The sequence below is a fragment of the Chryseobacterium scophthalmum genome, from assembly GCF_900143185.1.
Lineage (GTDB): Bacteria > Bacteroidota > Bacteroidia > Flavobacteriales > Weeksellaceae > Chryseobacterium > Chryseobacterium scophthalmum.
In genome coordinates, this window is record NZ_FSRQ01000001.1 from 1,126,940 (window position 1) to 1,153,354 (window position 26,415).

Consider the following 26,415-nt stretch of genomic DNA (forward strand, 5'->3'; position numbering starts at 1 on the left):
AATTAGGTAACAATTTCAACTGAAGCTTTTAAATTTAATTAAACTTTTCACCAAATTAAATTAAAGTTTGTTTCAAATTTTCCTATTTTTCGTTCTTAAAAAAGTAAACTCATCTCTTTTGAAAGCAAAAAAATTCTACCAGCAACTTTATTTTCAGGTAATTGTTGCCATTACTTTAGGAATTCTCTTAGGAAATTTCTACCCCGAATTAGGCGAAAAAATGAAACCTCTAGGTGATGGATTCATTAAATTGGTTAAAATGATCATTGCTCCGGTCATTTTCATTACGCTTACTTTAGGAATTGCCCACATGACAGACCTGAAAAAAGTAGGACGAATTGCCATAAAAGCAATGCTCTATTTTTTTACATTTTCAACGTTAGCATTGATAATCGGTTTAATTGTAGGAAATATTATTCAACCCGGAGCAGGTTTAAACATTGATCCAGCAAGTTTATCGGGAGATGTTTCGCAATATCAGCAAAAAGCACATGATACAACGCTCACCGGATTTATCATGAATATTATTCCGGAAACACTATTCAGTCCATTGATTGGAGATAATATTCTTCAGGTACTTTTGGTGGCTATTTTAATGGGAATTGCTTTGGTTTTAACGAAAGAAAAAAGCGGGAAAATCACAGAATTTTTACAGGTTTTGGCTGCTCCTATTTTTAAAATAGTTCATATGCTGATGAAACTAGCGCCGATTGGAGCTTTCGGAGCAATGGCTTTTACGATTGGAAAATATGGTTTAGCTTCCGTTTTAAATTTAATTTTTCTTGTAGGAACTTTCTACATCACCTCTATCCTATTCGTCGTTTTGGTTTTGGGAGCCGTAGCTTGGTACAATGGTTTTAATATTTTTAAACTGATGTATTATCTGAAAGAAGAACTTTTGTTGGTTTTAGGAACAAGTTCATCAGAATCTGCACTTCCCGGAATAATGGAAAAGATGGAAAAAGCAGGATGTTCCAGAGCGATCGTGGGTTTGGTGGTTCCCACCGGATATTCTTTTAATCTTGACGGAACCAATATTTATATGACTCTCGCCTCATTATTCATTGCGCAAGCTTTAAATATTGATCTTTCTATTGAAAAGCAACTGATGCTACTTTTGGTGGCAATGCTGAGTTCGAAAGGAGCTGCAGGAGTTACAGGAGCTGGCTTCGTAACTTTAGCGGCAACTTTGGCTGTAGTTCCTGAAATTCCGATTGCGGGAATGACTTTGATTTTAGGAATTGATAAATTTATGAGTGAATGTCGTGCTTTAACGAATGTCATCGGAAACTCTGTCGCAACCGTAGTGGTAGCCAATTGGGAAAAGCAATTAGATAAAAAACAGCTTCAATATTGCCTGGAAAACCCTAATGAAATTGAGAAAAAACTGGAAGTTTAAAGATTGTTTTAATGAAAATTTTCACAAAATTCATAATACTATTTATTGCAGGAATTTGTTTAGCCTGCAACGAACAAAATAATAACAAAAAGATGAATGGAAATAATCCGATAGTATATTTTGAAATTCCTGTTACCAATATTGAACGGGCGGAAAAATTTTACACCCATGTTTTTAATTTTAAATTTGAAAAAGAAATAATTGACGATTATGAAATGATGCTTTTCCCTTTCGAAGAAACCCAAAGCGGAATTTCCGGAGCTTTGGCAAAAGGAGACGTTTATAAACCAACAAAAGATGGGGTGATTATTTATTTTAAAACCGAAAATATTGATTCTGTATTAAAAAAAGTTTTAGAAAACAAGGGGAAAATTCTTTATCCAAAAACCTTAAACGAAAAACATGGTTTTGCGGTTGCCGAATTTGAAGACAGTGAAGGAAACCGAATTGCCCTTCATGAAACAATAAGTAATAGGCAATAAAATTAAGTTTTTTTAATCTATATGATTAAAACCATAAAAAATATAGGTTCTAAGTATTTACTTTGTAATACATTATTATCGTAATGATAATTTTTTCATCATTTGTGTTTTTAGCCTTCTTCACGGAAGGCTTTTTTATTTCACAATGATTTTAAATTAAAATATTCAGGCTTGAAGGCTGAACTTTCACATGAATCGGAGATTTTATTTTGTTGAATTCTCCATCAAGATGCCAGTTTTTGGTATTTACTTTAAACTCTATTTCTGAAACCGGAAGATACGTGATGTAATCATCTTCTTTCAGTTTTTTAGTAAACATTCTGAATGCAAAAAGCGGCGAATACGTCAACGGAAATTTTTTCACCAGAACCATATCAACCAGACCGTCACTTTTACTCGCCATTGGCGCAATGTAAGCGTTGTTACCAAACTGACGGGTGTTGGCAATATTCACCATCAAATACTTCCCATTGTACTGCTTATAATTTTCATCGAAAAATTTAAGCTTGATTGGTTTATAATTAAAAAAAGTCTTCAAAGAAACTTTGATATAATTTTTGAATCCGCGATTGGTTTTTTCAAATTCTTTAACCACTTTCCCATCAAAACCAGTTCCTGAAACATTGATCGAAAGTCTGTCGTTCACCGTAAAAGTGTCTATTTTACGAGATTTTTTAGCTTTTAATTTATCTAATAATTCATCTAAATTTTTGCTGAATTGTGTTTCATTAGAAAAACCATTTCCCGATCCTGCCGGAAAAATAGCTAATACTTTTTCGGTATTAATGAGTTGTTTCGCGACCGTAGAGATCGTTCCGTCGCCTCCGATGGCAACAAAAAAATCAACCTCATCGAAGTGTGTTTGGATAAAATCATCAGTTCCCAAAATAGACTCAGAAATATAGTACAGAGGATTTTGCACTTTATTTTTAAGTTCGTTCAGAAATGGCTGGTAATTTTTTTTTGCCGAAAAAGGATTGATGATAAAAGCTACTCTTTCCATTGCCACAAAAGTAAAAAATGCTTCCTGATTTGGAAGCATTAATATTAGTTAATTTTCATTCTCTTTTTAAATTCCGGATTAATTGTTCCGTCGAGCTCTTTCCAAGAGACAGGAATTACAATATCTCCGGCTGCAAAAGCTGCAATTTCGTAAGGACTGTAATGAAAATATAAATTCTTTTCATCAAAATAAAAATCTTTGTTTGCCGGAATTACATCCACCAAAAGCATATCTGAATTTTTAACCGGACCATCAGAATCGGTGGTTCCGCTCGGAAGTTTGTCAATATTCTTCATTAAAAGTTCTTCCAGTTTTGCTTTAGGCATTGTGGTAATATCTTTTAAATCTAATTTTTTGTTGTTTTTTAAATCAAAAACTCGTGTATCGAAAGAATAATTACCATGCGCTCCGCCTTGATACGAAGTATGTAAATATTCAATCTGAAGAAAATCATCGTTTTGAGAAATCAGTTTCATAAACGAGCCAGCTTCACAGGTTTGCGGATTCTGAATATCGGAAATCCATTCTTTACTGTCTTCTTTTACTGATGCGTAAAATTCGGTTTTATCTTTATCTAAAAAATTTTGTAATCCTTGTTTTGAGTAATCAGTAATTCCTGTTTTATCGTAATAAATACTGTCTAAAAGGGCTTTATCTTTTAAAGTTGGGAAAACCAATACTTTTGAAGCATAATTTACAGAAAGTTTATCGTTAACCTTCAAAGAATCATTTACTTTAAGAGAATCTATTGTGAATTTTTCAGGACTTTTATTCTCAGTTTTTGTGTCAACTTTTTCTGATTCTGTCTTTTTACATGCAGACAAAAGGAAAGCTGCCGAGAACAGGATTAGTACAACTTTATTTTTCATAATAATTTATTTTTCGACTAGAATGCAAAAACCATTCAAAAAATGAATGGTTTTAAAAATTTGTATAAATAATCGATTATTTTTTAATCAAACTCATTACTTGGCTTTCAGAATCTGAAATTACTTTCCAGATTTTCTTGAATGCAGGGTAATATTCTTTAGGATAATCTGCACTTGCAATATTATATTCAGAAATCGTTATAATTCTATTATCTTTTTTCTCTACTGTGTAAGAATAGCTAATTTCTTTATCTTCAGTAACGATTTTTTTACTTTTTGGTAGATCTGCTACATCATATCCTTCAGGAATTTCTATTTCTACAACTTTCGTTTTACTAATTGGCGAAATAAAATCAATCATATATTTTCTTTCATCCTGCTGATCAAAATCATTCCTGGTCTGATGTAAAAATAAAAGAGGATTCATAATCATTTTTTTTCCTACATTATCAATCATATTGTTTGAGTTAAAACTCATAGTAGACCGAAACTCTCCCCCTTCCAAAACTCTAGAGTTGATATTATCAAAACCTACTGAAAAGTTTTCCTTATACTGTTTTTTATACTTATCAGGATTTTCATCAAAATTTTCTTTTGCATTCATAGCCATCAACCCTTCATCCTGATCTTGATAAGCACCTGAAATTGTACCATCAGGATTTATTTTTGCTTTAACTGTATGGCTATTCTGGCTTACTTTAATATTAGTAAGTGAAATAAGTTCTGATTTGTCATCTTTCACCAAAAGCCCATTATCATTCCATACTCGTGATGGTAAAAGATTTGCTTGTGACTGTTTCGACGTTGCATCAAAAAGATAAAATGTTTTGTTGATTTCTGCTCCTACAATCACATAGTTAAAATTACCTAGATTCGGAAATGTTAAATTTAAATATCCATTTCTTACTGTAGAAATAAGAATCGGATATGCTGTAATGTTTGCACTTCTCAGCATTGCTATTAACATCAGATTAAGATCTGCATCATTTCCTGTTTTATTTTTTATAAGATCTCTGATTCCGTTTTCTGCATAGATACCATTATTCTGGTTCCATGTAAAGGTAGTCTTTACATAATCCAAAATTTTATTGGCTTTAGACATATCATCTTTATCATCAAGAATTCCTGCAGGAAGTAACTCTTTTACCAGTTTATCTTTTTTATACTGTAAACCAAAATCATCATGATTCCAAAGTTTCTTTCTAATATCCTCCCAAGTGGATGTATACATTTTAAGATTATCGCCAAAATAAGTTGAATGAAGTTCTGCTCTAATTTTAGTTCTGTAATTATCGTTATTTTTTACATATTTTTCAGTTTTGAAGCTTTTCAAATTATCATAACCGAATCTATAAGTCTTATGTTGTGAACCATAAATAATATCCTCCTTCATTATTTTATATTTCGGAGTTAAACTTCCTGTAAAATCTACACTATAAGACATTTGCATCGGCGTATCAAAAACATATTCTGTATAAACTGAAGGAACATCCAATTCGATATAAATCAGTGGAATTTCATATACAAAAGGAGAAGAAACTTCGTATTGATATTCTAAAATTGATCCGTTTTTTATATTGGGAAAAGCATATTTATTAACTGTAACATATTTATTTTCTTTGGATTTAAATTTTGAACTTTTATCAACTTTAGTTTCAATAATATTATCACCCTCCAAATTATAAACAAGGGCTTTCATATTAGCTAAAACCTCACGATCTCCAGAGTTGTTATCATAAAGAGAAACCTCTAAATTGTGCCAATCTTCAGATTTATCTTTTTCATAAATTTTCACACGATAAGTATATTCTTTTATAAGATTTCCTGTGCTATTATCTATACGATAATGTATAGATCTATACAATAATTCTGCAGGAGCTTTAGGATCAATTTCTGATTTTTCTTTTTTAAGATCAGCTTTATTAAACTTAGGCATCTTTAGGAACTGTTGATTCTGCGCAAAAAGAGCTGTACTTATACAAAATACAGAAAATAGGGTTATTATATTTCTCATTTATGATTTTTTTGAAATTAAAATTTTTGAGTTATCGGCATTCATTACTTTTTTTCTGAAACTTACATAGTCATTGTATTTATCTTTAGAATGAAGCCCTTTTTTCATTTGAAAAAACCTTTTTACAATAAGCTTATCTTCTTTCTTTTCAAAAGAAATTTTATACGTACCAAATTCTGAATTTACATTTCCGTTTTCCGGCATTTCTTCAATGATATATCCTGCGGGAAGCTTATAAATGATCTCATATTCGTCTTCGTAAGAAAAGCGATTTTCAAAAGGAAGACTTCTGTTTTCATCCTGATGGTATCTAGCATTGGTATAAATAGGAACAGCTCTGAAAATATAACTAGAACCTACCATTTTAGAATAATTAACAGCTTTAAAATTCAGATCAAAATCGATTGTTGCCAAATCTCTGTTATTTTTAAAATCAGACATCTCAACCTTTTCAAAATCTAATATAGAAAGTGTATTCTTTATGGTATTATTTTTCTCAGACTGCCCTAATCCTGCAAATACTAAATTAAAATCATACTGATTTCCGGTATAAGTAAATTTACCGTTCCCGGTAATCGTTTTATCGGGATTTAACTGAATATTTAAAACCTGTTTTTCTTTATTTTGCTGTGAAGAATAGCTTGGGGTTTCCATAATCTCAATTCCATCAGGCTTTACAGCTAAAACATTCCTATCGGTTGTACTGAAACTTAAATGATTGTAAGCCATTTCCTGAGATGTATTTTCCAGCCAGATATTTCCTTTTTCTGTTGGAATAACCAAAATCACGTGATTCCCTCCCATTTTTGGAAAATCTATATCAAAACTTATTGGTGAAGAATTAGAATTAATAATTACATAATAAGATTTTATTCCCGCTTCATCCAAAAGCGTTTTCATGTAATTGGTAAGACCTTTACAATCGCCATAACCTTTTTTCTGAACCTCATCCGGCATCATCGGTTGCCAACCTCCAATTCCCAAGGCTACGAAAACATATCGTGTTTTGCTTTGCATATACTGATAGATTTTCTTCACTTTTTCTTCCGTAGATCCTGAAAGATTAAGCGCAGCAATTTCAGATTTTATTTGCGGAGTAGAAACCGAAACTGGTGTCAAAAGATTGTTATAATACCATAAACCGAAATCTTTCCAAGTTGTGATATTCCCTTTTTTTCCAACCAAATTAAACTGATCCAAAGAAAAACTTACTTTGGGTAGTATTTTTTTAGGACTTGGAACCATATCTTCCTGATCAATTGCCGGAATATTTTGATAAGTATACAATTTCCCGCCATCTCCTTCTGAAACATTTACCGAAGCAAACCCAAAAGGCGAATCATAAGTTTTCGAGCGTAAATTGATTCCTGATTTATTGATAACTTTAAAACTGCTTTTCTGTAACGAAATATTAAAGTCATTAAAAGGTGTAAAATCCGGAATAAAAACTGTATTCTGATCTTTCTGATCGTAACTAAACTCAATGGTATAAGGATAACTTGTAGGTGTATAAGATAAATACATCATCCTGTTATCAGAATAAAATGAACCCTGAGAATTAGCTGCAACATCAGTAAAATCACTTTTAGAATAGCTTTTTATTTTAGCACCCTTTTCATCATATACTGTTACTTTGACGTTAGAAACCGTGTTTCCTTTTTCATAATATATTTTTGGAAGCGAAAAACCAACCGCATCTTTATTGATTACTGTAATTGCTGAAGAGTTCCGATAAACGATTTCGTCCACTTTATTGATTTCCAAAACTGTGCTTTCGTTTCGGATGACAGCACTTGCGTTCTTTTTTAAAACATCACTAATTTCTGATACCGGATAACTTTGTGCATAGTAAAAAGAAGCTAAAGAAAATGCTCCTACACACCATAATTTCATCATTGTTAATATTTTCCTCAAAAATATAAAAAATCTTAATAAAATGTTAAAAAATTATCATAAATATGAGAATTATTAGATTTTTTTTAATCAAAAAAAGGCTCCATAAAAATGGAGCCTTTAAAATATTATTTAAAAAGATGATTAAACATCGATCTTAGCATATTTTGCATTTTTCTCGATAAATTCTCTTCTTGGTGGAACTTCATCTCCCATCAACATAGAGAATACATTATCTGCTTCTACTGCATTATCAATCGTTACCTGCTTCAGAATTCTGTGTTCCGGATTTAGAGTAGTTTCCCAAAGCTGCTCCGGGTTCATTTCCCCAAGACCTTTATAACGCTGAACTTCTACACCTTTTCCGTCCGGAGACATTTCTAAAGTTAATTCTTCGCGCTCTTTCTCGTTGTAAGCATATATTTTTTTGTTCCCTTTCTTTAATAAATATAAAGGCGGTTGTGCAATATAAATATATCCGTTTTCAATCATTTCTTTCATAAATCTAAAGAAGAACGTAAGAATCAAAGTAGAAATGTGAGAACCGTCGATATCAGCATCGGTCATAATCACTACTTTATGGTATCTTAACTTCGCCATATTTAAGGCTTTGCTATCTTCTTCGGTTCCTACAGAAACCCCAAGTGCCGTATAAATATTTTTAATTTCTTCGTTATCGTAAACTTTATGAAGCATTGACTTCTCAACATTCAAAATTTTACCTCTTAACGGAAGAATCGCTTGAAAATGTCTGTCTCTACCCTGCTTTGCAGTTCCACCTGCCGAGTCTCCCTCGACTAAGAACAATTCAGATTCTGCAGGATCTTTTGATGAGCAGTCAGATAATTTTCCAGGAAGACCAGAACCTCCCATCGGAGATTTTCTCTGTACCATTTCACGAGCTTTCTTTGCAGCCTGTCTTGCTTTTGCAGCCAAAACAACTTTCTGTACAATAAGTTTTGCTTCGTTTGGATTTTCTTCCAAGAAGTTGGTAAGCATTTCACCTACAATTTTATCAACAGCACCTGAAACTTCAGAGTTACCCAATTTAGTTTTTGTCTGTCCTTCAAACTGAGGTTCCATTACTTTTACAGAAACTACAGCCGTTAAACCTTCACGGAAGTCATCACCCGTAATTTCTACTTTTTCTTTAGCAGGAATTCCTAAATCATCTGCATATTTCTTCAACGTTCTCGTCAAAGCACGTCTAAAACCAGCTAAGTGAGTTCCTCCTTCATGCGTATTAATATTATTAACATAAGAGTGAAGATTTTCGCTGAATGAAGTATTGTAACGCATTGCTACTTCAATAGGAATATTTTCTCTTTCGCCTTCCATGAAAATAACATTCTCCATGATTGATTCACGGTTTCCGTCGATGAATTCAACAAATTCTTTCAAACCACCTTCAGAATGGAAAACTTCAACAGCAAAAGATCCGTCTTCGTTTGGCTCTCTTTCGTCTATAAGAGTAATAGTGATTCCTTTATTTAAGAAAGATAATTCTCTTAATCTTGCAGCAAGTGTATCATAATTATACACCAATTCCTGGAAGATAGTTCCGTCCGGCTGGAAGAAAACTTCAGTTCCTCTTTCGTCAGTAGTACCAATTTCTTCAACCTGCGTTAAAGCTTTACCTTCAGAATATTTTTGCTGATATAATTTACCGTCACGGCTAACTGTAGCCACCAACAAAGTAGAAAGTGCATTCACACAAGAAACCCCCACACCGTGAAGACCACCAGAAACTTTGTAAGAATCTTTATCAAATTTTCCACCCGCTCCAATTTTGGTCATTACAACCTCAAGTGCTGATTTTTGTTCTTTCTCGTGAAAATCTACAGGTATACCTCTACCGTTATCTTTTACAGAAATACTTTCACCTTTGTGTATGGTAACTAATATCGTATCACAATGACCTGCAAGAGCTTCGTCAATAGAGTTATCTACCACTTCATAAACCAAATGATGAAGACCTCTTGTTCCTACATCTCCAATGTACATAGATGGTCTTAGTCGAACGTGCTCCATCCCTTCTAAGGCTTGGATACTACTAGCTGTATATTGTTTTTGACTCATATAAATTTAAATAAATTTGCTTAATGCAAAGACCCACAAATATCGTGATTTTTTTCGACTTATGAAAGTAATTTCCATCATAAAATATCAGAATTTATCCTAAAAAACAGAGTTTATTTTAACGAAAAAAAACAATAAAGTTACAATGCAGATTTGAATTGATTGGAATGTTTTAAATCATATTTCTTCTCAACAATTTATCCTTAACTTTAAACTTGAAAAATTAAATTTTATGGATGATTTTATTGCTGCACGCGCCCAAATGGCGCTTTCTTTAGGTTTTCATATCATCTTCGCCTGTGTTGGAATGGTTATGCCTTTTTTAATGGCATTTGCCCACTGGAAATATCTTAAAACCGGAAACGAAATTTACAAAGGTCTTACCAAAGCGTGGAGCAAAGGAGTTGCAATTCTTTTTGCAACCGGAGCAGTTTCCGGAACCATGCTTTCATTTGAACTCGGGTTGCTCTGGCCTGGTTTTATGAAACATGCAGGACCTATTTTCGGAATGCCGTTTTCTCTTGAAGGAACAGCATTTTTTATTGAAGCGATTGCTATTGGCTTTTTCCTTTACGGATGGGATAAATTTAATAAATGGTTTCACTGGTTTTGTGGATTTTTGGTTGGCTTAAGCGGTTTAGCTTCAGGGATTTTAGTGGTTGCGGCAAATGCGTGGATGAATTCACCAATCGGATTTGACTATATCAATGGACAATACCTCAATATAGACCCTATAAAAGCCATGTTTAATGACGCTTGGTTTCCACAGGCATTACATATGACAGTTGCCGCTTTTTGTGCAACAGGATTTGCGGTTGCGGGAGTTCATGCTTTTTTAATTATGCGAAAGAAAAATGTAGAATTTCACACCAAAGCATTTAGAATTGCTGCAGCTTTTGCAATGATTGGTGCTTTCGGTGCACCTTTGAGTGGTGATGTTGCTGCAAAATCTGTGGCTGAAAGACAACCTATAAAGTTAGCCGCAATGGAAGCTCATTTTGAAACCGAAAAAGGAGCAGCTTTTGTATTGGGTGGAATTCCAGATGAAGAAAAAGGAGAAATTAAATATGCTATAAAAATTCCAAAAGTTTTAAGTTTTTTGGTGAGTAATGATTTTAATGCTGAAGTAAAAGGTTTAAATGATTTCCCGAGAGATGAATGGCCACCTATTGCTGTTGTACATTATGCTTTTCAGATTATGATTTTCTTTGGCGTTGTGATGATCTGCATTGGAAGCCTGTATCTTTATGCTTTCTTTTTCAAAAAAGATTGGCTGAATAAAAACTGGCTTTTAAAAACATTTCTTTTTGCTACACCTTTTGGATATATTGCTTTGGAAGCAGGTTGGACAGTCACAGAAGTCGGCAGACAACCCTGGATTATCTACGGAATTATGAAAACAGTGGACGCTGTTACGCCGATGCCCGGAATTCAGTATTCATTTTATTTTTTTACGGCTATATTTATTTCATTATCATTAATTATTATTTTTCTTTTGAGAAGACAGATACAAATGGTTCCCAAACTTTACGATCCTACAGACCCTCAGTTTAATTCTAAAAACAAAAAATCATGATCTACGTTGTAATTGGTTTTCTATGGCTTTCCGTATGTCTTTATGTGATTTTGGGCGGCGCTGATTTCGGAGCCGGAATCGTAGAATTAATGACCAAAAAGAAAAACAGAAAGTACACCGAAAAAATCATGTACGAGTCGATTGCTCCTGTTTGGGAAGCCAATCACATGTGGCTCATCATTGCCATTGTAATTCTGTTTGTAGGATTTCCTGAAATCTACACCACCTTGTCAACTTACCTTCACATTCCATTAGTATTAATGCTTGTCGGAATTATTGCAAGAGGTACAGCATTTACTTTCAGACATTACGATGCCGTGGAAGACCGATGGCAGATTATTTATACTCAGATTTTCTATTATGCAAGTCTTTTAACGCCTTTTTTCTTAGGTTTAATAGCTGCTGCAACTGTTTCACAATCGATCAATCCAGATGCAAATAACTTTTTAGATTTATATGTTTTCAGTTGGCTCAATTGGTTCGGCGTTGCGGTGGGATTGTTTACCGTCTCGCTTTGTGCCTATTTGGCATCCATTTTTTCTTTACGGGAAACTAGCGATAGATTGGAATTAGAATTAATGATTCACAAATCCCATCAAACAATGATTTTTGTAGTCATTACAGGATTATTGGTTTTCTTAGCGGCTTATCTTTCCGGTATCCCTTTAACAAAATGGATCTTCTCAAAATATCTCGGAGTGATGGCTATTAGTTTTGCAACAGTTGCTTTAGGTTTAATTTTAAGAGCGATGCATAAGAAGAAATTACTTCCCGTAAGAGCTTTGGCAGGATTCCAAATCATAATGATTTTAGTGGCGGCAACTTACCAACATAATCCTGATATTATTTTATTAGGAAACGGACAGCATCTTTCGTTATTAGAACATGTAGCCTCACCAAAAACCATTTCTGCTTTAGGATGGGCTTTGTTATTGGGTTCCCTATTTATTTTACCTTTTTTATTTTATCTGATGTTTTCATTTTCAAAAGCATCAAAGAAATAAATAATTTTAAATTTTGATAATTTTTAAATTCCTGAAAAGCTACACTTTTTCCGGCCAGTTTACATCCAGTGTTCTGACCGGAAACGGAATGCTTATTTTGTGTTGATCAAAAGCTTTTTTTATGGAAATAATCGCATCATGCCCCATTTTAAGATAATCTATCTGCTCAGTAGATCTACACCATAAACGGACGGTAAAATTGATTGAACTATCACCAAACTCCTGATAAAAAAGGGTAATTTCTTCTTCAGGAGCAAGACCTTCAATATTTTTTAAAGCATCTACAGTAATTTGAACTACTTTTTCTAAATCAGCATCATAAGAAACTCCTACTTTCAGATCGAGACGGCGTTTGCCAAGAAGAGAATAGTTTTCAACCGGATTTTGAAAAACATCTTTATTCGGAATAATGACCATTTTCCCTTGAAAAGTTTTGATAACAGTATCACGAAGATTCACCTCCATTACTTTTCCCATATAGTTTTTAACCGAAACAATATCACCGATATGCAGAGGTTTTCGAAACGAAATAAAAATTCCCGAAATAAAGTTGGCTGCAATATCCTGAAATGCAAAAGCCAAAGCCAACCCGAAAATTCCAGCTCCGGCAAGAATTGAGGTTACTGCCTTATCAAGTTTTAGAATGCTCAGCGCCGTAAAAAAAACAACGCCAAGAACAGTGATATAAATAAATGTGCTGAAAAGATGGGTTATCGTATGATTGGAAGAAATTTTACCAAAAATTTTCAATGTCAGTTTCCTGATCCATTTTGCAACGAAAAATCCAATTACCAAAATAAACGCTGCCAAAAGCAGGTTGGGTAAAATTTTTACAATTTCCCGGAACCAAAGTTCAAGTTTTTCATCGATTAGCTCTATAGCTTTGTTGAGATCAAACATAGATTAAGATTGTGTTTTTATTGACCATTTCAGCCATTTTAAATGTATAAAAAATATATGACTTAAAATATTTTTTATAAATCTTAGATTTTCAAAGCATTATTTCTTCAACAAAACAACTTCTACTCTGCGATTTTTAGTTTTATCCAATTCTGTTTCTTCGGGATATGCAACAGGATGGAGGTGACCGAGTCCTTTTGCAGTAATTCTGCTGGAATCAATTCCGTTTTTCAATAGAAATTCTTTGATTGCATTGGCTCTGGTAAACGAAAGATTAAATGTTTTTAAATCTAAATCTTCACCATCAAAATTTTCATAGTCACAGCAAATATGTCCCTGCAATTCAATTTTTAATGTAGGATTTTCTTTTAGAATTTTTAAAAGTTTTACAATCTCAGATTGCCCTTTCGGGAGCCAAATATGACGACCTCCAACAAAATTGACATTCGGAAGTGCAAAAGTATCTTTCACTTTCATCTGAGAAATTTCCGTACTTAAAAAACTGGGCAAAGCATTTCTTGAAACTTTCTCTCCCGAAGCAAAAGTTTTTTCAATAAAAATATCAACCCTACGGTTTTTTCCACGCAGTTCCTCGGTACTGTTGTCATTGATTTGTTTTTCTTCACCTAAACCAACAACACTGATTAATTGGATGTTTTCTGAAATTTTATCCTGAAGATAATGGCGAACTGTATTTGCACGATTTTCTGAAAGTTTCACGTTATATTCATTCGTTCCGGAAGAATCACAATTTCCAAAAATTTTGAATTTTAAGCTGGTTCTCAATTGTGTTAAACTATCCAGTTTTTGTTTAGATTCAAGATTTAGTTCGTAAGAATTGTGTATAAAATAAACAGAAGTCATCATTTGTGCATTCAATCCTGTTGAAATTAAAAAGAACAAAACAAAATATTTCATCGGTTTGAGTTTTCTTTACAACGGAAAAATATTTAATTATTGTTTCAAAAAACAAAAAATTCCTGAAAATAATTTCAGGAATTTAAATATAATTTTGTTTGATAATTGAGCTTAAGCCAATTTCATCAAAACAACTTCGTCTATCTTCTCTACTTTCACCAAGTTTCCTTTCGTTAAAGTTTTTGAAGCCTTATCCCATTTTTTACCGGATAATTTACTTAAAGTTTTCACTTCAGCCAAAGCAATTTGCTCGCCTGATTTCAAAATATCAAGAATCAAATGCTCATCTTCTCCCAACTCAATTTGAGGAACTAATTTTTCAGGCTTCATTTGAGGGAAGAATAATACTTCCTGAATTGAAGGATTGTTAGTTAAGAACATGATCAATCTGTCCATACCTATTCCCATTCCTGAAGTTGGCGGCATTCCGTATTCTAAAGCTCTCAAGAAATCTTCATCAATAAATTGCCCTGCTTCATCATCTCCTTTTTCAGCTAATTTTAATTGGTCTTCAAAACGTGCTCTTTGGTCAATCGGGTCATTTAATTCCGAATAAGCATTCGCGATTTCTTTACCGCAAACCATTAATTCAAAACGCTCGGTAAGACCTTCCTGACTTCTGTGTTTTTTAGTCAAAGGCGACATTTCTACCGGATAATCGGTAATGAAAGTTGGCTGAATGAAGTTTCCTTCACATTTTTCACCAAAAATTTCGTCGATTAATTTTCCTTTACCCATCGTTTCGTTTACTTCGATTCCGATAGATTTAGCAAAGTCAAACAATTCCTGTTCAGATTTTCCTGTAATATCAAAACCTGTATATTTTTGAATGGCTTCTGTCATCGAAACTCTAGCATAAGGTGCTTTGAAATCAATTTCCTGATCACCGAATTTTGCTTTTGTAGTTCCGTTCACTGCGATTGCACAATGTTCTATCATTTTCTCGGTGAAATCCATCATCCAATAGTAATCTTTGTAAGCTACATAGATCTCCATAACGGTAAATTCAGGATTGTGAGTTCTGTCCATTCCTTCATTTCTGAAGTTTTTTGAGAATTCATATACTCCGTCAAAACCACCAACGATCAATCTTTTCAGATATAATTCATTCGCAATTCTCATATACAAAGGAATATCCAAAGCATTGTGATGCGTGATGAATGGTCTTGCTGCAGCTCCACCAGGAATAGCCTGTAAAACCGGAGTTTCTACTTCAATATAACCTGCATCATTAAAAAACTGACGCATTGCAGTATACATTTTTGTTCTCTTCACGAAAGTTTCCTTTACGTGAGGATTTACGATTAAATCTACATAACGCTGTCTGTATCTTAATTCAGCATCATTGAAAGCATCGTGCACTACTCCATTCTCATCAGTTTTTGCCTGAGGAAGAGGTCTTAAAGTTTTCGTTAAAAGCGTAAAGTTTTTTACCAAAACCGTCATTTCACCAACCTGAGTTGTGAACAATTCTCCTTCGATACCAATAATATCACCGATGTCTAAAAGGTGTTTGTAAACGTCGTTGTATAAAGTTTTATCTTCTCCTGTACAGATTTCGTCTCTGTTGAAATATACCTGAATTTTCCCTGTAGAATCCTGCAATTCAGCAAAAGAAGCCTTCCCCTGAATTCTACGAGACATTAATCTTCCCGCAATCTTCACCTGTTTACTTTCAGAAAAATTCTGTTTTATAGATTCTGTAGTATCTGTAACGTTATATTCTTCCGCAGGGAATGCGTTGATTCCCATTTCAACAAGCTTATTCAGCTTTTCTCTTCTAATGATTTCCTGTTCTGATAATTGCATTGTAATTCAATTTTTTCGAATTGCAAAAATAGTGAATTTTATAGGTTTATGGAAGTTAAATTTTGGTAAGAAATTTTTCTCGCAGATTAAGCAAATTTTGCAGATTTATATTCAGCGTAAATTTCTCAATCCGTAGGAATTTCTACAGCGTTGCTTAGATTCTATAGAAATGACAATTTATGATTTTATGTTGAAATCGCAGCCCGACTTGAGCGGAAATCCTTTTGTGAGGAGAAACGACGAACAAAAGATTGGAGTGGAAGGCGGATTAAGCTGCCCAAATTATTAAAATCTTAAAACCAATTTTTCCTGTTTTCTTTTGGAATAAATGTCCACGCTAATATTCTGCTGATTTTCTGGCCTTGAGCCATATCAATAGTTTTCACCTCAACAGCTTTTACTTTGTTTAAAAGTGATGTCAGCTTAAAAAGATTTTCCTGTTTGGAAACCAAACACGTAAACCAAAGAATTTGAGATGAAAACAAAGCGCTTTCTTCAATCATTTTTGAGATAAAAGCCAATTCACCTCCTTCGCACCATAACTCAAATTGTTGTCCTCCAAAATTAAGATTGGTTTTGGGAGTTTTTGATTTTTTAAGATTTTTTGTCTTCCTTAGATTTCCTTTCATTGCAGATTCTTCAGAATCATGGAAAGGCGGATTACACATAGAGAATGTGAATCGATTTTCGGGAGAAAGAATATTTTTGAATATAAAATTTGAATCCGGTTGAAATTTCAACTGAATATGAGATGAAAAATCAGGATTATCATCTAAAATCTTCTGAGCATTTTCCAAAGATTTCTGATTAATATCGGTTCCCAACATTTCCCACCCGTAAGATTGATGGGCAATTAAGGGGTACACCAAATTGGCTCCGGTTCCGATATCGAGACCTTTTATGGATAAATCCTTTAGAATTTCTTCAGAATTTTCAGTCAACAAATCTGCGAGATAATGAATATAATCTGCACGCCCAGGAATTGGCGGACAAAGATTCTGGTCTGGAATATCCCAATTTTTAACTCCGTAAAAATGTTGCAATAAAGCTTTATTCAGCAGTTTGACAGCTTTAGGAATACTGAAATTAATCGTTGGCGTACCGTAAGAATTGATGAAAACATAATGTTTCAATTCTGGCACACAAGAAATCAGCTGTTCAAAATCGTAAGAATTTCGGTGCAGATTTCTTGGGTGCAGAGTTGATTTTTCGGCAGTCATTTATTTTTTCTGACTTAAAATATATTCTACCATTTTTTTGGCGTCATCTTTAGAAACTTGTGGGTGGGGCTGCATAGGTACACTTCCCCAAACACCGCTTCCGCCTTCAATAATTTTTGAAGCCAAGATTTCGATATCTTTTTCAGAATATTTTTCAGCAATTTCTTTATAAGATGGGCCAATCGTTCTTTCCACAGCATTATGACAAGCCATACAATCAGAAGCTTCAATTAAATCTTTCCCTGAAATATTGTTATTTACTGGAGTCGAAATATCTGTAGAATCTGTTGATAAAGCTTGTGAATCTTCTTTTTTAGAACAGGAAACAATAAATAAGCTTATCAATCCTGTCAAAAACAGTTTTTTCATTATTTTGCAGCTGTAGAATCTGTTGCAGGTGCAGGTGTTGCTGCTACTGGAGCTGGTGTAGATTTAGTAGAATCTACTACTGTAGGTGCAGCTGGCTCTTCTAGCATAACGTTACTGTCTTGTAGAGATTTGTCAGCTTTTTTTGAGCAGCTTACTGCGAATATACTTCCGATAAATGCGATTGCTAATAACTTTTTCATATCTAAATACTTATTTTTTCTAATTTTCAAATGAAATCAATTTGCGATTTCACTTTTTAATAATTTCGGTGACAAAAATATAAAAATAAAGTTTTATAATAAGAGTGTTCTTGCCTTTTTTAAATGATATTTTGAAAGAGGCTGTTAATTAATAATGATTATATTTAAGGGTGATTTTAAAACTAATAAAATGGTCATCATATCAAAAATCCTGTTTTTCTTTAGTCATCATGGTTTTTATTCCGTATTGATATTTATTTTATTTTTCGGAGTTTTATCTATCATCACTCGGAAAGCATGGCTACTCATATTTATCATTCCCTTATCCATAGGTAATGGCTTTGCCGGGCAGTATCTGAACGCTTGGTTTCTTAATAAGTACGGTGTTGAAAGCACGGCAATTATCACTTCAGATGTTGAAACCAACTCAACTTTGAACGACCAATACATTCATGATTACGAAGCCATTGTAAAAAAACAGGATGGCAAATATGTTGAAACTTTTTTTTCAACGATGTCTGCGGCGATTTATCCTTTAGAAAATGCAATCAGAATTCCGGTTCCCGACAAAGAATTTCCTGTAAAATTCATTCCTGGATATGAGAAAAATATCGTTATTCTTTTTCAACAATCTGAGGAAGGTAAGAATTTGAGAATGTACGAATTACAACGCCCAATTAATTCTGCAAGAATAAAATACGAAGCCGACAGAACCAATATAAAATTTATAAAAGATTATATTCTTGCATTAGAAGATTATGTAAAAGTGTATGATGATGTACAATTTAAGTCAAAAATCACCGAGCTGAAACAAGAATTGCAACTTCTGGAAAAATAAATTTTCTTTTTTTGAATTTTTTGTTTTTGATAATAAAAAAATTTCTACATTTGTCCCATGATTATTTCTAACAACAAAAATTGGTGGTGGCACTCAAACTCTTCGTCGGGTCTGATGCTATTGTCGTGTTGTTAAATTACAGCTTGAATTCTATAGAAAAATATACAGAGACTTTGACGATTGCGTTGAAGTCTTTTTTTTGTTCATTATTTTAAAAAATTATAAATATGTTTAGCAATACGATCAATATAAAAACCACCTCAAAAAAAACATTGGGAGACCTGCAAACTCCGATGAACATCTATCTTCAGATAAGAGATAAATTTCGCGATACCATTTTGCTTGAAAGCTCTGATGCAAAAAATATCGATAATAACTTTTCTTTCATTGCGGTAAATGCCATTGCCGGAATTGAAATAAAAAATCTTCATGAATATGAAATCAAATTCCCCAATGAAAATCCGGAGAAAAAATCGTTAGAAAACATAGAAGTTACGCAATTGCTGAACGATTTTTCTAAAGTTTTTGTTTGTGAAAAAACCAACGATAAAATAGAAGAAACTGCGCAAAGTCTTTTTGGATACACAAGTTTTGAAGCCGTTCCGCTTTTTGAAAATATCAGTTTTAAACCTCAAAGCAAAGAAGTTGAAATCCCTATTCTTCGTTACAGACTGTATCAATATGTGATTGCCATTAATCATTTTAATGATGAAATGCATCTTATCGAAAATCAAATCGACGGAGTAAAATCTGAAATGCTGTTGTTACAGGATTTAATTAAAAATAAAAACGCACTTGTTTATCCATTCGAAAAAGACGGCTACGAAACCTCAAATCTTACTGATGAAGAATATTTGGAACTCGTAGACAAAGCTCAGAAACATTGTAAAAGAGGCGATGTGTTTCAATTGGTTTTGAGCAGAAGGTTTGAGCAGAAATTTAAAGGTGACGAGTTTAATGTTTATCGTGCTTTGAGAAATATCAATCCATCGCCTTATCTATTCTTTTTCGATTACGGAAATTACAAATTATTTGGTTCAAGCCCTGAAAGTCAACTAATTATCAAAAACAACAAAGCCATCATTCACCCTATTGCAGGAACTTTTAAAAGAAGCGGCGATTTTGAAACCGATTTACAATCTGCAGAAGCCCTAAAAAAAGACCCAAAAGAAAATGCTGAACATACAATGTTGGTAGATTTAGCCCGAAACGACTTAGGAAAAAAAGGAAAAAATGTGACTGTAACTAAGCTAAAAGAAATTCAGCTTTTCTCTCACGTTATTCACATGGTAAGTGAAGTTACTGCTGAGTTGGAAGGAAATACCAATCCTTTTGACATTGTTTCAGATACTTTCCCACAGGGAACTTTAAGCGGAGCACCAAAATACAAAGCCCTTCAGCTTATTAATGAATACGAGAAAGATTCGCGTGGTTATTACGGCGGTTGCATCGGAATGATTGGTTTGAATGGCGATTGCAATCAGGCAATTATGATTCGAACATTTTTAAGCAAGAACAACACATTATTTTATCAGGCAGGAGCTGGTTTGGTTGCAAAATCAATCCCTCAAAATGAATTGGAAGAGGTTAACAATAAACTAAATGCTTTGAAAAAAGCTGTTGAAAAAGCGGAGAGATTAGTTTAAGTCTTTTATGGCGACAAATTCCGTCTTCCGCTCCCAATCTTTTTGTCATTGCGAACAAAGTGAAGCAATCTTTATAATTTTTCAGCAATCGCAATAACAAAAAGGATTTCCGCTCAAGCCGGGTCGCAATTTCGCCATAACTTGAAAATCGAGGTGAGAAAAAATATCAAAAACAGATAATAATGAGTCCTGAAAGGACGATTTAACATAGAATTGGATAAAATCCAATTAAAAAATATAGAAAAGATGACAAATATAAACCCATCAACTAAAACCCTCGTATTCGATAACTACGACAGCTTTACCTACAACCTTGTTCAAATGATTGAGCAAATTCTGAATCAAAAAGTTGATGTTTACCGAAATGATGAGATTTCGTTAGAAGAAATTGAGAAGTATGATAAAATCATTCTTTCTCCAGGACCCGGAATTCCCGAAGAAGCAGGAATTTTATTAGATGTAATCAAAAAATACGCTCCAACAAAAAGTATTTTAGGAGTCTGCCTTGGTCAACAGGCAATTGCTGAAGCTTTTGGTGGAAGCTTAATCAATCTTACAGAGATTTTTCATGGTGTGGCGACAGAAGCTATTCAAATAAGTAATCATAAAATTTTCAATGATTTACCTTCAACTTTAGAAGTCGGGCGATATCACAGTTGGGCAGTAAATCCAGAAAATTTCCCTGACGAATTGGAAATTACCAGTACAGACAGCAAAGGAATGATTATGAGTTTGAAACACAAAACATTTGATGTTCATGGTGTTCAATATCACCCTGAAAGCATTCTAACCCCCGATGGAAAAACCATTATTAGAAATTTTTTAATTGGTTAATAGATTTTAGGTGATAGTTGATAGAAAATTATTCTAAAAATACTTTAAAACTAACAACCAATCACTAACAACCAGCAACCATTTACTATTATGAAAGAAATATTAGAATACCTCTTCAATCATCACACTTTGTCAAAATCGCAGGCAAAAGCTATTATGATTGAGATTGCTCAAAATAAATTTAACGCTACTGAAGTCACTTCCTTTATCAGTATTTTTCTAATGCGAAATATTACCTTAGAAGAATTGAAAGGTTTTCGAGAAGCACTTCTTCAAATGGCGGTTCCGGTTAATTTGAATACTAACGACAGCATCGACATTGTGGGAACCGGTGGTGACGGAAAAAACACCATCAACATTTCTACTTTAGCAAGTTTTGTTGTTGCAGGAGCCGGACAAAAAGTAACCAAACACGGAAACTATGGCGCATCAACGGTTACAGGTTCATCCAATGTTTTAGAGGCTTTAGGTTATCAATTCAAAAAAACATCAGACGAGCTTAATCAGGATTTAGAAAAAGCAAATATCTGTTTTCTTCACGCTCCCTATTTTCATCCGGCATTGCAATCTGTCGGAGCTTTGCGAAAATCTTTAGGCTTACGTACATTTTTTAATTTACTGGGTCCGTTGGTAAATCCTGCAAAACCGCAGTTTTCTGTGATTGGAGTTTACAATCTGGAGATTGCAAGAATATATCAATATCTGCTTCAGAAAGAAAATCAGGATTTTGTTTTAGTTCACGGAATGGATGGATATGACGAAATCAGCCTTACTCAAGACAGTAAGATCATTACAAAAAGTGGTGAAAATATTTATTCGGCAGAAGATTTAGGTTTCAAACCTGTTGATTCTGAAAACATCGAAGCTGGAAAAACTATTGAAGAAACGGCAAAAATTTTCAAAAATATATTAGAAGGAAAAGGTACAGATTCGCAAAATGCTGTGGTTTTAGTCAATGCAGCGGTTGCTTTGTATCACACCCAGAAATATGGAACCTACAAAGACTGTCTTTTAACTGCTAAGGAAAGCTTGGAAAGCGGAAAGGCATTAAAAAGTCTTGAATTGTTATTGGATTAAATGATGAAATTTTGCATTTGTCATTCAGAACGAAACGTAGTGAAGTGAAGAATCTAAACTAAAACACAATCTGATGAAAATATTAGGAACGCATAATTATTATGTTTACATATTAACAAATTATAATAAAACTGTTCTTTATGTAGGTATAACAAATGATTTAAAAATGAGAATGTATCATCATAAAAATCCAACAACAGAAGATAAACTTCATTTTACAACAAAGTATAAATGTTTTAATCTTGTTTATTATGAACATTTTCAAGATGTAGAACAAGCAATTGCGAGAGAAAAACAAATCAAAGGCTATTCAAGAATGAAAAAAGAAAATCTGATCAAAAGTATTAATCCGAATTGGGATTTTTGGAATGATAAAATTGAATAGATCTTTCAATGAAAATGTTAGTATAATGTCATTTCGAACAAAGTGAGAAATCTTTTTTAGATTCTTCACTACACTTCGTTTCGTTCTGAATGACAAAGACAAAAAATAATCAATACTATAAAAATGAACATCTTAGATAAAATCATTGCAAGAAAAAAACAGGAAATAGAAGATTCAAAATCTAAAATTTCTTTGCAGCAATTGAAAGATTCAGAATTTTTCGGAAGAAAAACTTTTTCTCTGAAAGAAACTTTAGAATCAAAATCAGGAATTATTGCTGAGTTTAAAAGACAATCGCCTTCAAAAGGGATTATAAATAATGAAATTTCGCCTTTAGAAGTGGCTTCCGCTTATGAAAAATTTGGGGCAAGCGGAATTTCTATTCTTACTGATAAAGATTTTTTTGGCGGAAGTTTTGACGATATTTTGAGTGTAAGAGATCATATCCAAATTCCGATTCTGCGAAAAGATTTTATGGTTGACGACTATCAGTTTTATGAAGCAAAATCAATCGGTGCAGATATAATTTTATTGATTGCAGCTTGTCTTTCGACAACTCAGGTTCAGGAATTTACAGAACTTTCTCATAAATTAGGATTAGAAGTTTTATTGGAAATTCATACAGAAGAAGAATTGGAACATATTAATAAAAGCATTGATTTTGTAGGCATCAACAACAGAAATTTAAAAGATTTTAAAGTTGATTTACAACATTCTGTCAATCTAAAAAATCAGCTTCCTGAAAATATTTTATCTGTTGCAGAAAGCGGAATTTATAATGAAGATGATTTTAAATATTTAAAAGAAAAAGGATTCAACGGTTTTTTGATGGGTGAATATTTTATGAAAAATGAAAATCCCGGAAATAAATTCTCTGAATTTGTTTCTAATGTAAAAATATAACAGTTTACCAATTTAGCAATGAGTGAAAGCCAACAACCATCAACAGAAAATCCTCAACCAAAACTTAAAGTTTGCGGACTGACTCATGTTGGTCAAATTCTTGAATTAGTGGCATTAAAAATTGATTTTATAGGTTTTATTTTCTACGAAAAATCACCGAGATATGTTCTGAATCATTTAAATTTAGATGAAATATCAGAAATAGATCATCAAGGAAAAGTTGGGGTTTTTGTCAATGAAAATACAGATAAAATAATAGAAATTGCTGAAAAAGCAGATTTAAATTTTATTCAGCTTCACGGCGATGAAAGTGAAGATTTTATTTTGGAATTGAGAAAAAAATTAAATCCTGAAATTAAGATTATAAAAGTGATTAGAGTTGGAAATCAGATTTCAGATTTCAGATTTCAGACACAAAAAATCTTCGACTCCGCTCAGACTGACAACCAACAACCAACAATCATCAACTATCTCTTATTTGATACCGATTCAAAAGCATTTGGCGGAACAGGAAAATCATTTGATTGGAATATTCTCAACGATATCGAAATCCCTCTTCCCTATTTTTTAAGTGGCGGAATTTCTTTGGAAAACTTCCATCAACTCAAAACCATCAACCAACAACCATTTGCTTTAGACATCAACTCAAAATTTGAAATAGAGCCTGGAATTAAAGATTTAAAAAAAATAAAGGAATTTGTAAATAAATTTAAAAGTCCCAAAGGGACGACTTAACAAAGGATAGGACGCAATCCTATCAACAAAAAACAGATAAAAAACACAAAGAAATGTCACAATCCTTAGTCAAAAACTACGTCCATATCATTTTCAGCACAAAACACAGAAATGATTTTATTGATGAAAGCATAGAAAAAGAATTGTTCTCATATATTGCTACATTATGTAAAGATTTTGAAAGCACAGCATTGCAAATAGGAGGAACAGACAATCACATCCATATTCTCTGTCTGTTGTCGAGGAAAATTGCTTTGATGAAATTGGTTCAGGAAATAAAAGCAATTTCATCAAAATGGATAAAGACGAAAGGAAAAAAATATGAAGATTTCTTTTGGCAGGAAGGTTATGGAGCTTTTCCAGTGAGTCCTAATAAAATTTTTCCAGTTTCTGAATATATTAAAAACCAAAGAGAGCATCATAAAGAATTTGATTTCAAAAATGAGATGATTAATTATTATAAAAAATATAAAATAGATTATGATGAAAAATATATTTGGGATTAATGTTATTTAAACAATTGTTAAATTCATAGGAATAAATTCCTATGCTCTGTTAAATCGTCCCTTCGGAACTCTTTTAAACTTAAAATATTTCATATGAAAAACCATCAATACAAATCAAAAATAAAATGGACGGGAAATACCGGTGAATCCACGAAAAATCACCGTTCTTATGAAAGAAGTTATACCATATCGGTGGATGGAAAAGCTGAAATAAAAGGTTCTTCAGACCCTGCATTTTTAGGCAATCCAAACCTTCATAATCCTGAAGATTTGTTGTTGGCTTCCGTTTCTTCGTGCCATCTTTTGTGGTATTTGCATTTTTGTTCGGTCAATAAAATTTTGGTTTTAGAATATGAAGATTTTGCAGAAGGAACAATGATAGAAAGCGAAAACGGCAGTGGAAAGTTCACACAAATTATCTTAAAACCAAAAATTTTGGTTGCCGAAAAAGAAATGGTCGAAAAAGCAATCGAACTTCATCAGAAAGCAAATGAATATTGTTTTATTGCCAATTCATTGAATTTTGAAGTAAAACATCAACCTGAAATCAATTATAAAAATGATTAAAACAAATTATAAAAATCCAGACGAACAAGGCTATTACGGAGAATTTGGAGGCGCTTTTATCCCTGAAATGCTCTATCCGAATGTAGAAGAACTGCAAAAAAGTTATCTTGAAATTATAGAATCTGAAGATTTTCAAAATGAATATCAGGATTTGTTGAAAAACTATGTAGGTCGCGCTACTCCATTGTATTTTGCGAAAAATTTAAGCGAAAAATACAAGACTCAGATTTATTTAAAAAGAGAAGACCTTAATCATACCGGAGCGCATAAAATCAACAATGCTTTGGGGCAGGTTTTATTGGCAAAACGTTTGGGGAAACATAGAATCATTGCCGAAACAGGAGCCGGACAACACGGAGTTGCAACAGCAACAGCTTGTGCACTTCTCGGTTTGGAATGCATCGTTTACATGGGCGAAATCGACATTGCAAGACAGGCTCCGAATGTTGCGAGAATGAAAATGCTTGGAGCAACCGTCGTTCCTGCTACTTCCGGTTCAAAAACTTTGAAAGATGCAGTAAATGAAGCGTTAAGAGACTGGATTAACAACTCAACGACAACTCATTACGTTATCGGAAGTGTGGTTGGGCCGCATCCGTTTCCCGATTTGGTGGCGAGATTTCAATCTGTGATTTCAAAAGAAATTAAGGAACAGCTTCACGAGCACATCGGTCGTTCAACTCCTGATTATGTCATCGCTTGTGTTGGTGGCGGAAGCAATGCTGCAGGAACTTTCTATCATTTTGTAGAGGAAGAAAATGTAAAAATTATTGCTGCAGAAGCCGGAGGTTTTGGAGTGGATTCAGGGAAATCGGCTGCGACCACTTTTCTGGGAACTTTAGGCGTTTTACATGGAAGTAAAAGCTTGGTGATGCAGACAAAAGACGGACAGGTTATCGAACCACACTCTATTTCTGCAGGTTTAGATTACCCCGGAATCGGACCTTTTCATGCGCATTTATTTAAAGAAAACAGAGCAGAATTTTTCAGCATTAATGATGATGAAGCTTTGCAATCTGCTTTTGAACTGACCAAACTGGAAGGAATTATCCCTGCTTTGGAAAGCGCTCATGCTTTGGCCGTTTTAGATAAAAAGAAATTTAACGAAAATGATATTGTCGTGATTTGTCTTTCTGGTCGTGGTGATAAGGATATGGAAACTTACTTAAAGAACTTGTAAAATGTAAAA

General features: G+C 33.3%; 25 protein-coding genes. 14 read left to right on the top strand and 11 right to left on the bottom strand.

All coding sequences use genetic code 11. The features are described 5' to 3' along the window. Positions 1 to 118: 118 nt before the first annotated feature. Positions 119 to 1,399: a dicarboxylate/amino acid:cation symporter gene (locus tag BUR17_RS05210; RefSeq protein ID WP_074230233.1), complete on the top strand. Its 1,281-nt coding sequence runs from the start codon at positions 119 to 121 to the stop codon at positions 1,397 to 1,399. Positions 1,400 to 1,410: 11 nt separating this feature from the next. Then, a complete protein-coding gene (locus tag BUR17_RS05215) occupies positions 1,411 to 1,881 on the top strand; it encodes a VOC family protein (protein ID WP_228418617.1) in 471 nt (156 codons plus the stop codon). Positions 1,882 to 2,032: 151 nt separating this feature from the next. Here the strand turns inward: BUR17_RS05215 and BUR17_RS05220 are convergent, their stop codons facing one another. The 5 genes from BUR17_RS05220 to gyrB all read right to left on the bottom strand — a co-directional run bounded on the left by BUR17_RS05220 (position 2,033) and on the right by gyrB (position 9,739). Continuing rightward, positions 2,033 to 2,923, bottom strand: a complete 891-nt coding sequence (locus BUR17_RS05220; RefSeq protein WP_378085268.1) for a diacylglycerol/lipid kinase family protein — start codon at positions 2,921 to 2,923, stop codon at positions 2,033 to 2,035. 5 nt (positions 2,924 to 2,928) lie between these two features. Then, entirely contained in the window at positions 2,929 to 3,753 is an 825-nt protein-coding gene (locus tag BUR17_RS05225) for an RsiV family protein (protein WP_074229277.1), read from the bottom strand. A 76-nt stretch (positions 3,754 to 3,829) separates the two neighbouring features. Then, entirely contained in the window at positions 3,830 to 5,767 is a 1,938-nt protein-coding gene (locus BUR17_RS05230; RefSeq protein ID WP_074229278.1) for a transglutaminase domain-containing protein, read from the bottom strand. Continuing rightward, positions 5,768 to 7,663 carry a DUF3857 domain-containing protein gene (locus BUR17_RS05235; RefSeq protein ID WP_074229279.1) on the bottom strand — a complete coding sequence of 632 codons (1,896 nt, stop codon included), beginning with the start codon at positions 7,661 to 7,663 and terminating at the stop codon, positions 5,768 to 5,770. It abuts the gene before it with no gap. A gap of 141 nt (positions 7,664 to 7,804) precedes the next feature. Continuing rightward, positions 7,805 to 9,739 (bottom strand): DNA topoisomerase (ATP-hydrolyzing) subunit B, encoded by a 1,935-nt coding sequence (gene gyrB / locus BUR17_RS05240; RefSeq protein WP_074229280.1) that lies wholly within the window; start codon positions 9,737 to 9,739, stop codon positions 7,805 to 7,807. Between the two features lie 232 nt (positions 9,740 to 9,971). Here gyrB and BUR17_RS05245 point away from each other — a divergent pair, with 232 nt between their 5' ends. Together BUR17_RS05245 and BUR17_RS05250 are read left to right on the top strand one after the other, a co-directional pair. Beyond that, a complete protein-coding gene (locus tag BUR17_RS05245) occupies positions 9,972 to 11,315 on the top strand; it encodes a cytochrome ubiquinol oxidase subunit I (protein ID WP_074229281.1) in 1,344 nt (447 codons plus the stop codon). Next, positions 11,312 to 12,319 (top strand): cytochrome d ubiquinol oxidase subunit II, encoded by a 1,008-nt coding sequence (locus tag BUR17_RS05250; RefSeq protein ID WP_074229282.1) that lies wholly within the window; start codon positions 11,312 to 11,314, stop codon positions 12,317 to 12,319. The genes BUR17_RS05245 and BUR17_RS05250 overlap by 4 nt, the downstream gene beginning before the upstream one ends. 39 nt (positions 12,320 to 12,358) lie before the next feature. Here BUR17_RS05250 and BUR17_RS05255 read toward each other — a convergent pair whose 3' ends face one another. From BUR17_RS05255 to BUR17_RS05280, 6 genes are all read right to left on the bottom strand, one after another. Then, positions 12,359 to 13,219 (bottom strand): mechanosensitive ion channel family protein, encoded by an 861-nt coding sequence (locus BUR17_RS05255; RefSeq protein WP_074229283.1) that lies wholly within the window; start codon positions 13,217 to 13,219, stop codon positions 12,359 to 12,361. A gap of 99 nt (positions 13,220 to 13,318) precedes the next feature. Continuing rightward, positions 13,319 to 14,137 (bottom strand): OmpA family protein, encoded by an 819-nt coding sequence (locus BUR17_RS05260; RefSeq protein ID WP_074229284.1) that lies wholly within the window; start codon positions 14,135 to 14,137, stop codon positions 13,319 to 13,321. A 111-nt stretch (positions 14,138 to 14,248) separates the two neighbouring features. Continuing rightward, positions 14,249 to 15,946 carry a lysine--tRNA ligase gene (gene lysS / locus BUR17_RS05265; RefSeq protein ID WP_074229285.1) on the bottom strand — a complete coding sequence of 566 codons (1,698 nt, stop codon included), beginning with the start codon at positions 15,944 to 15,946 and terminating at the stop codon, positions 14,249 to 14,251. 293 nt (positions 15,947 to 16,239) lie between these two features. Next, positions 16,240 to 17,166, bottom strand: a complete 927-nt coding sequence (gene rlmF, locus BUR17_RS05270) for a 23S rRNA (adenine(1618)-N(6))-methyltransferase RlmF (protein ID WP_074229286.1) — start codon at positions 17,164 to 17,166, stop codon at positions 16,240 to 16,242. After that, positions 17,167 to 17,535, bottom strand: a complete 369-nt coding sequence (locus BUR17_RS05275) for a c-type cytochrome (protein ID WP_074229287.1) — start codon at positions 17,533 to 17,535, stop codon at positions 17,167 to 17,169. After that, entirely contained in the window at positions 17,535 to 17,735 is a 201-nt protein-coding gene (locus tag BUR17_RS05280) for a hypothetical protein (RefSeq protein WP_074229288.1), read from the bottom strand. The genes BUR17_RS05275 and BUR17_RS05280 overlap by 1 nt, the downstream gene beginning before the upstream one ends. 190 nt (positions 17,736 to 17,925) lie before the next feature. Here BUR17_RS05280 and BUR17_RS05285 point away from each other — a divergent pair, with 190 nt between their 5' ends. The 10 genes from BUR17_RS05285 (at position 17,926) to trpB (ending at position 26,406) form a co-directional block, all read left to right on the top strand. After that, positions 17,926 to 18,573 carry a hypothetical protein gene (locus BUR17_RS05285; protein WP_074230236.1) on the top strand — a complete coding sequence of 216 codons (648 nt, stop codon included), beginning with the start codon at positions 17,926 to 17,928 and terminating at the stop codon, positions 18,571 to 18,573. A gap of 227 nt (positions 18,574 to 18,800) precedes the next feature. Then, a complete protein-coding gene (locus BUR17_RS05290) occupies positions 18,801 to 20,219 on the top strand; it encodes an anthranilate synthase component I family protein (protein WP_074229289.1) in 1,419 nt (472 codons plus the stop codon). Between the two features lie 246 nt (positions 20,220 to 20,465). Next, the gene (locus tag BUR17_RS05295; protein WP_074229290.1) at positions 20,466 to 21,053 is read left to right on the top strand and encodes an anthranilate synthase component II; all 588 of its coding nucleotides are present in this window, start codon (positions 20,466 to 20,468) and stop codon (positions 21,051 to 21,053) included. A gap of 90 nt (positions 21,054 to 21,143) precedes the next feature. Next, entirely contained in the window at positions 21,144 to 22,130 is a 987-nt protein-coding gene (gene trpD, locus BUR17_RS05300) for an anthranilate phosphoribosyltransferase (RefSeq protein ID WP_074229291.1), read from the top strand. Positions 22,131 to 22,203: 73 nt separating this feature from the next. Beyond that, complete coding sequence (locus BUR17_RS05305; RefSeq protein ID WP_074229292.1) at positions 22,204 to 22,515, top strand: GIY-YIG nuclease family protein; 312 nt, start codon at positions 22,204 to 22,206, stop codon at positions 22,513 to 22,515. Positions 22,516 to 22,638: 123 nt separating this feature from the next. After that, positions 22,639 to 23,418, top strand: a complete 780-nt coding sequence (gene trpC, locus BUR17_RS05310) for an indole-3-glycerol phosphate synthase TrpC (protein ID WP_074229293.1) — start codon at positions 22,639 to 22,641, stop codon at positions 23,416 to 23,418. 18 nt (positions 23,419 to 23,436) lie between these two features. After that, positions 23,437 to 24,153 (top strand): phosphoribosylanthranilate isomerase, encoded by a 717-nt coding sequence (locus BUR17_RS05315; RefSeq protein WP_074229294.1) that lies wholly within the window; start codon positions 23,437 to 23,439, stop codon positions 24,151 to 24,153. Between the two features lie 53 nt (positions 24,154 to 24,206). Next, complete coding sequence (gene tnpA / locus BUR17_RS05320) at positions 24,207 to 24,659, top strand: IS200/IS605 family transposase (RefSeq protein WP_074229295.1); 453 nt, start codon at positions 24,207 to 24,209, stop codon at positions 24,657 to 24,659. A gap of 93 nt (positions 24,660 to 24,752) precedes the next feature. Then, positions 24,753 to 25,226 carry an OsmC family protein gene (locus BUR17_RS05325; RefSeq protein WP_074229296.1) on the top strand — a complete coding sequence of 158 codons (474 nt, stop codon included), beginning with the start codon at positions 24,753 to 24,755 and terminating at the stop codon, positions 25,224 to 25,226. Further along, entirely contained in the window at positions 25,219 to 26,406 is a 1,188-nt protein-coding gene (trpB, locus tag BUR17_RS05330; protein WP_074229297.1) for a tryptophan synthase subunit beta, read from the top strand. The genes BUR17_RS05325 and trpB overlap by 8 nt, the downstream gene beginning before the upstream one ends. Positions 26,407 to 26,415 lie beyond the last annotated feature (9 nt).

Excerpts from the sequence above, each read along its gene's own strand:
- BUR17_RS05250 (WP_074229282.1), top strand. The coding sequence starts at position 11,312 with ATGATCTACGTTGTAATTGGTTTTCTATGGCTTTCCGTATGTCTTTAT.
- BUR17_RS05235 (WP_074229279.1), bottom strand. The coding sequence starts at position 7,663 with ATGATGAAATTATGGTGTGTAGGAGCATTTTCTTTAGCTTCTTTTTAC.
- BUR17_RS05285 (WP_074230236.1), top strand. The coding sequence starts at position 17,926 with ATGGTCATCATATCAAAAATCCTGTTTTTCTTTAGTCATCATGGTTTT.
- trpC (WP_074229293.1), top strand. The coding sequence starts at position 22,639 with ATGAACATCTTAGATAAAATCATTGCAAGAAAAAAACAGGAAATAGAA.
- BUR17_RS05280 (WP_074229288.1), bottom strand. The coding sequence starts at position 17,735 with ATGAAAAAGTTATTAGCAATCGCATTTATCGGAAGTATATTCGCAGTA.
- BUR17_RS05225 (WP_074229277.1), bottom strand. The coding sequence starts at position 3,753 with ATGAAAAATAAAGTTGTACTAATCCTGTTCTCGGCAGCTTTCCTTTTG.
- BUR17_RS05325 (WP_074229296.1), top strand. The coding sequence starts at position 24,753 with ATGAAAAACCATCAATACAAATCAAAAATAAAATGGACGGGAAATACC.
- gyrB (WP_074229280.1), bottom strand. The coding sequence starts at position 9,739 with ATGAGTCAAAAACAATATACAGCTAGTAGTATCCAAGCCTTAGAAGGG.
- trpD (WP_074229291.1), top strand. The coding sequence starts at position 21,144 with ATGAAAGAAATATTAGAATACCTCTTCAATCATCACACTTTGTCAAAA.
- tnpA (WP_074229295.1), top strand. The coding sequence starts at position 24,207 with ATGTCACAATCCTTAGTCAAAAACTACGTCCATATCATTTTCAGCACA.
- BUR17_RS05290 (WP_074229289.1), top strand. The coding sequence starts at position 18,801 with ATGTTTAGCAATACGATCAATATAAAAACCACCTCAAAAAAAACATTG.
- BUR17_RS05275 (WP_074229287.1), bottom strand. The coding sequence starts at position 17,535 with ATGAAAAAACTGTTTTTGACAGGATTGATAAGCTTATTTATTGTTTCC.
- rlmF (WP_074229286.1), bottom strand. The coding sequence starts at position 17,166 with ATGACTGCCGAAAAATCAACTCTGCACCCAAGAAATCTGCACCGAAAT.
- BUR17_RS05230 (WP_074229278.1), bottom strand. The coding sequence starts at position 5,767 with ATGAGAAATATAATAACCCTATTTTCTGTATTTTGTATAAGTACAGCT.
- BUR17_RS05295 (WP_074229290.1), top strand. The coding sequence starts at position 20,466 with ATGACAAATATAAACCCATCAACTAAAACCCTCGTATTCGATAACTAC.
- lysS (WP_074229285.1), bottom strand. The coding sequence starts at position 15,946 with ATGCAATTATCAGAACAGGAAATCATTAGAAGAGAAAAGCTGAATAAG.
- BUR17_RS05255 (WP_074229283.1), bottom strand. The coding sequence starts at position 13,219 with ATGTTTGATCTCAACAAAGCTATAGAGCTAATCGATGAAAAACTTGAA.
- BUR17_RS05305 (WP_074229292.1), top strand. The coding sequence starts at position 22,204 with ATGAAAATATTAGGAACGCATAATTATTATGTTTACATATTAACAAAT.
- BUR17_RS05220 (WP_378085268.1), bottom strand. The coding sequence starts at position 2,923 with ATGCTTCCAAATCAGGAAGCATTTTTTACTTTTGTGGCAATGGAAAGA.
- BUR17_RS05260 (WP_074229284.1), bottom strand. The coding sequence starts at position 14,137 with ATGAAATATTTTGTTTTGTTCTTTTTAATTTCAACAGGATTGAATGCA.
- BUR17_RS05215 (WP_228418617.1), top strand. The coding sequence starts at position 1,411 with ATGAAAATTTTCACAAAATTCATAATACTATTTATTGCAGGAATTTGT.
- trpB (WP_074229297.1), top strand. The coding sequence starts at position 25,219 with ATGATTAAAACAAATTATAAAAATCCAGACGAACAAGGCTATTACGGA.
- BUR17_RS05245 (WP_074229281.1), top strand. The coding sequence starts at position 9,972 with ATGGATGATTTTATTGCTGCACGCGCCCAAATGGCGCTTTCTTTAGGT.
- BUR17_RS05315 (WP_074229294.1), top strand. The coding sequence starts at position 23,437 with ATGAGTGAAAGCCAACAACCATCAACAGAAAATCCTCAACCAAAACTT.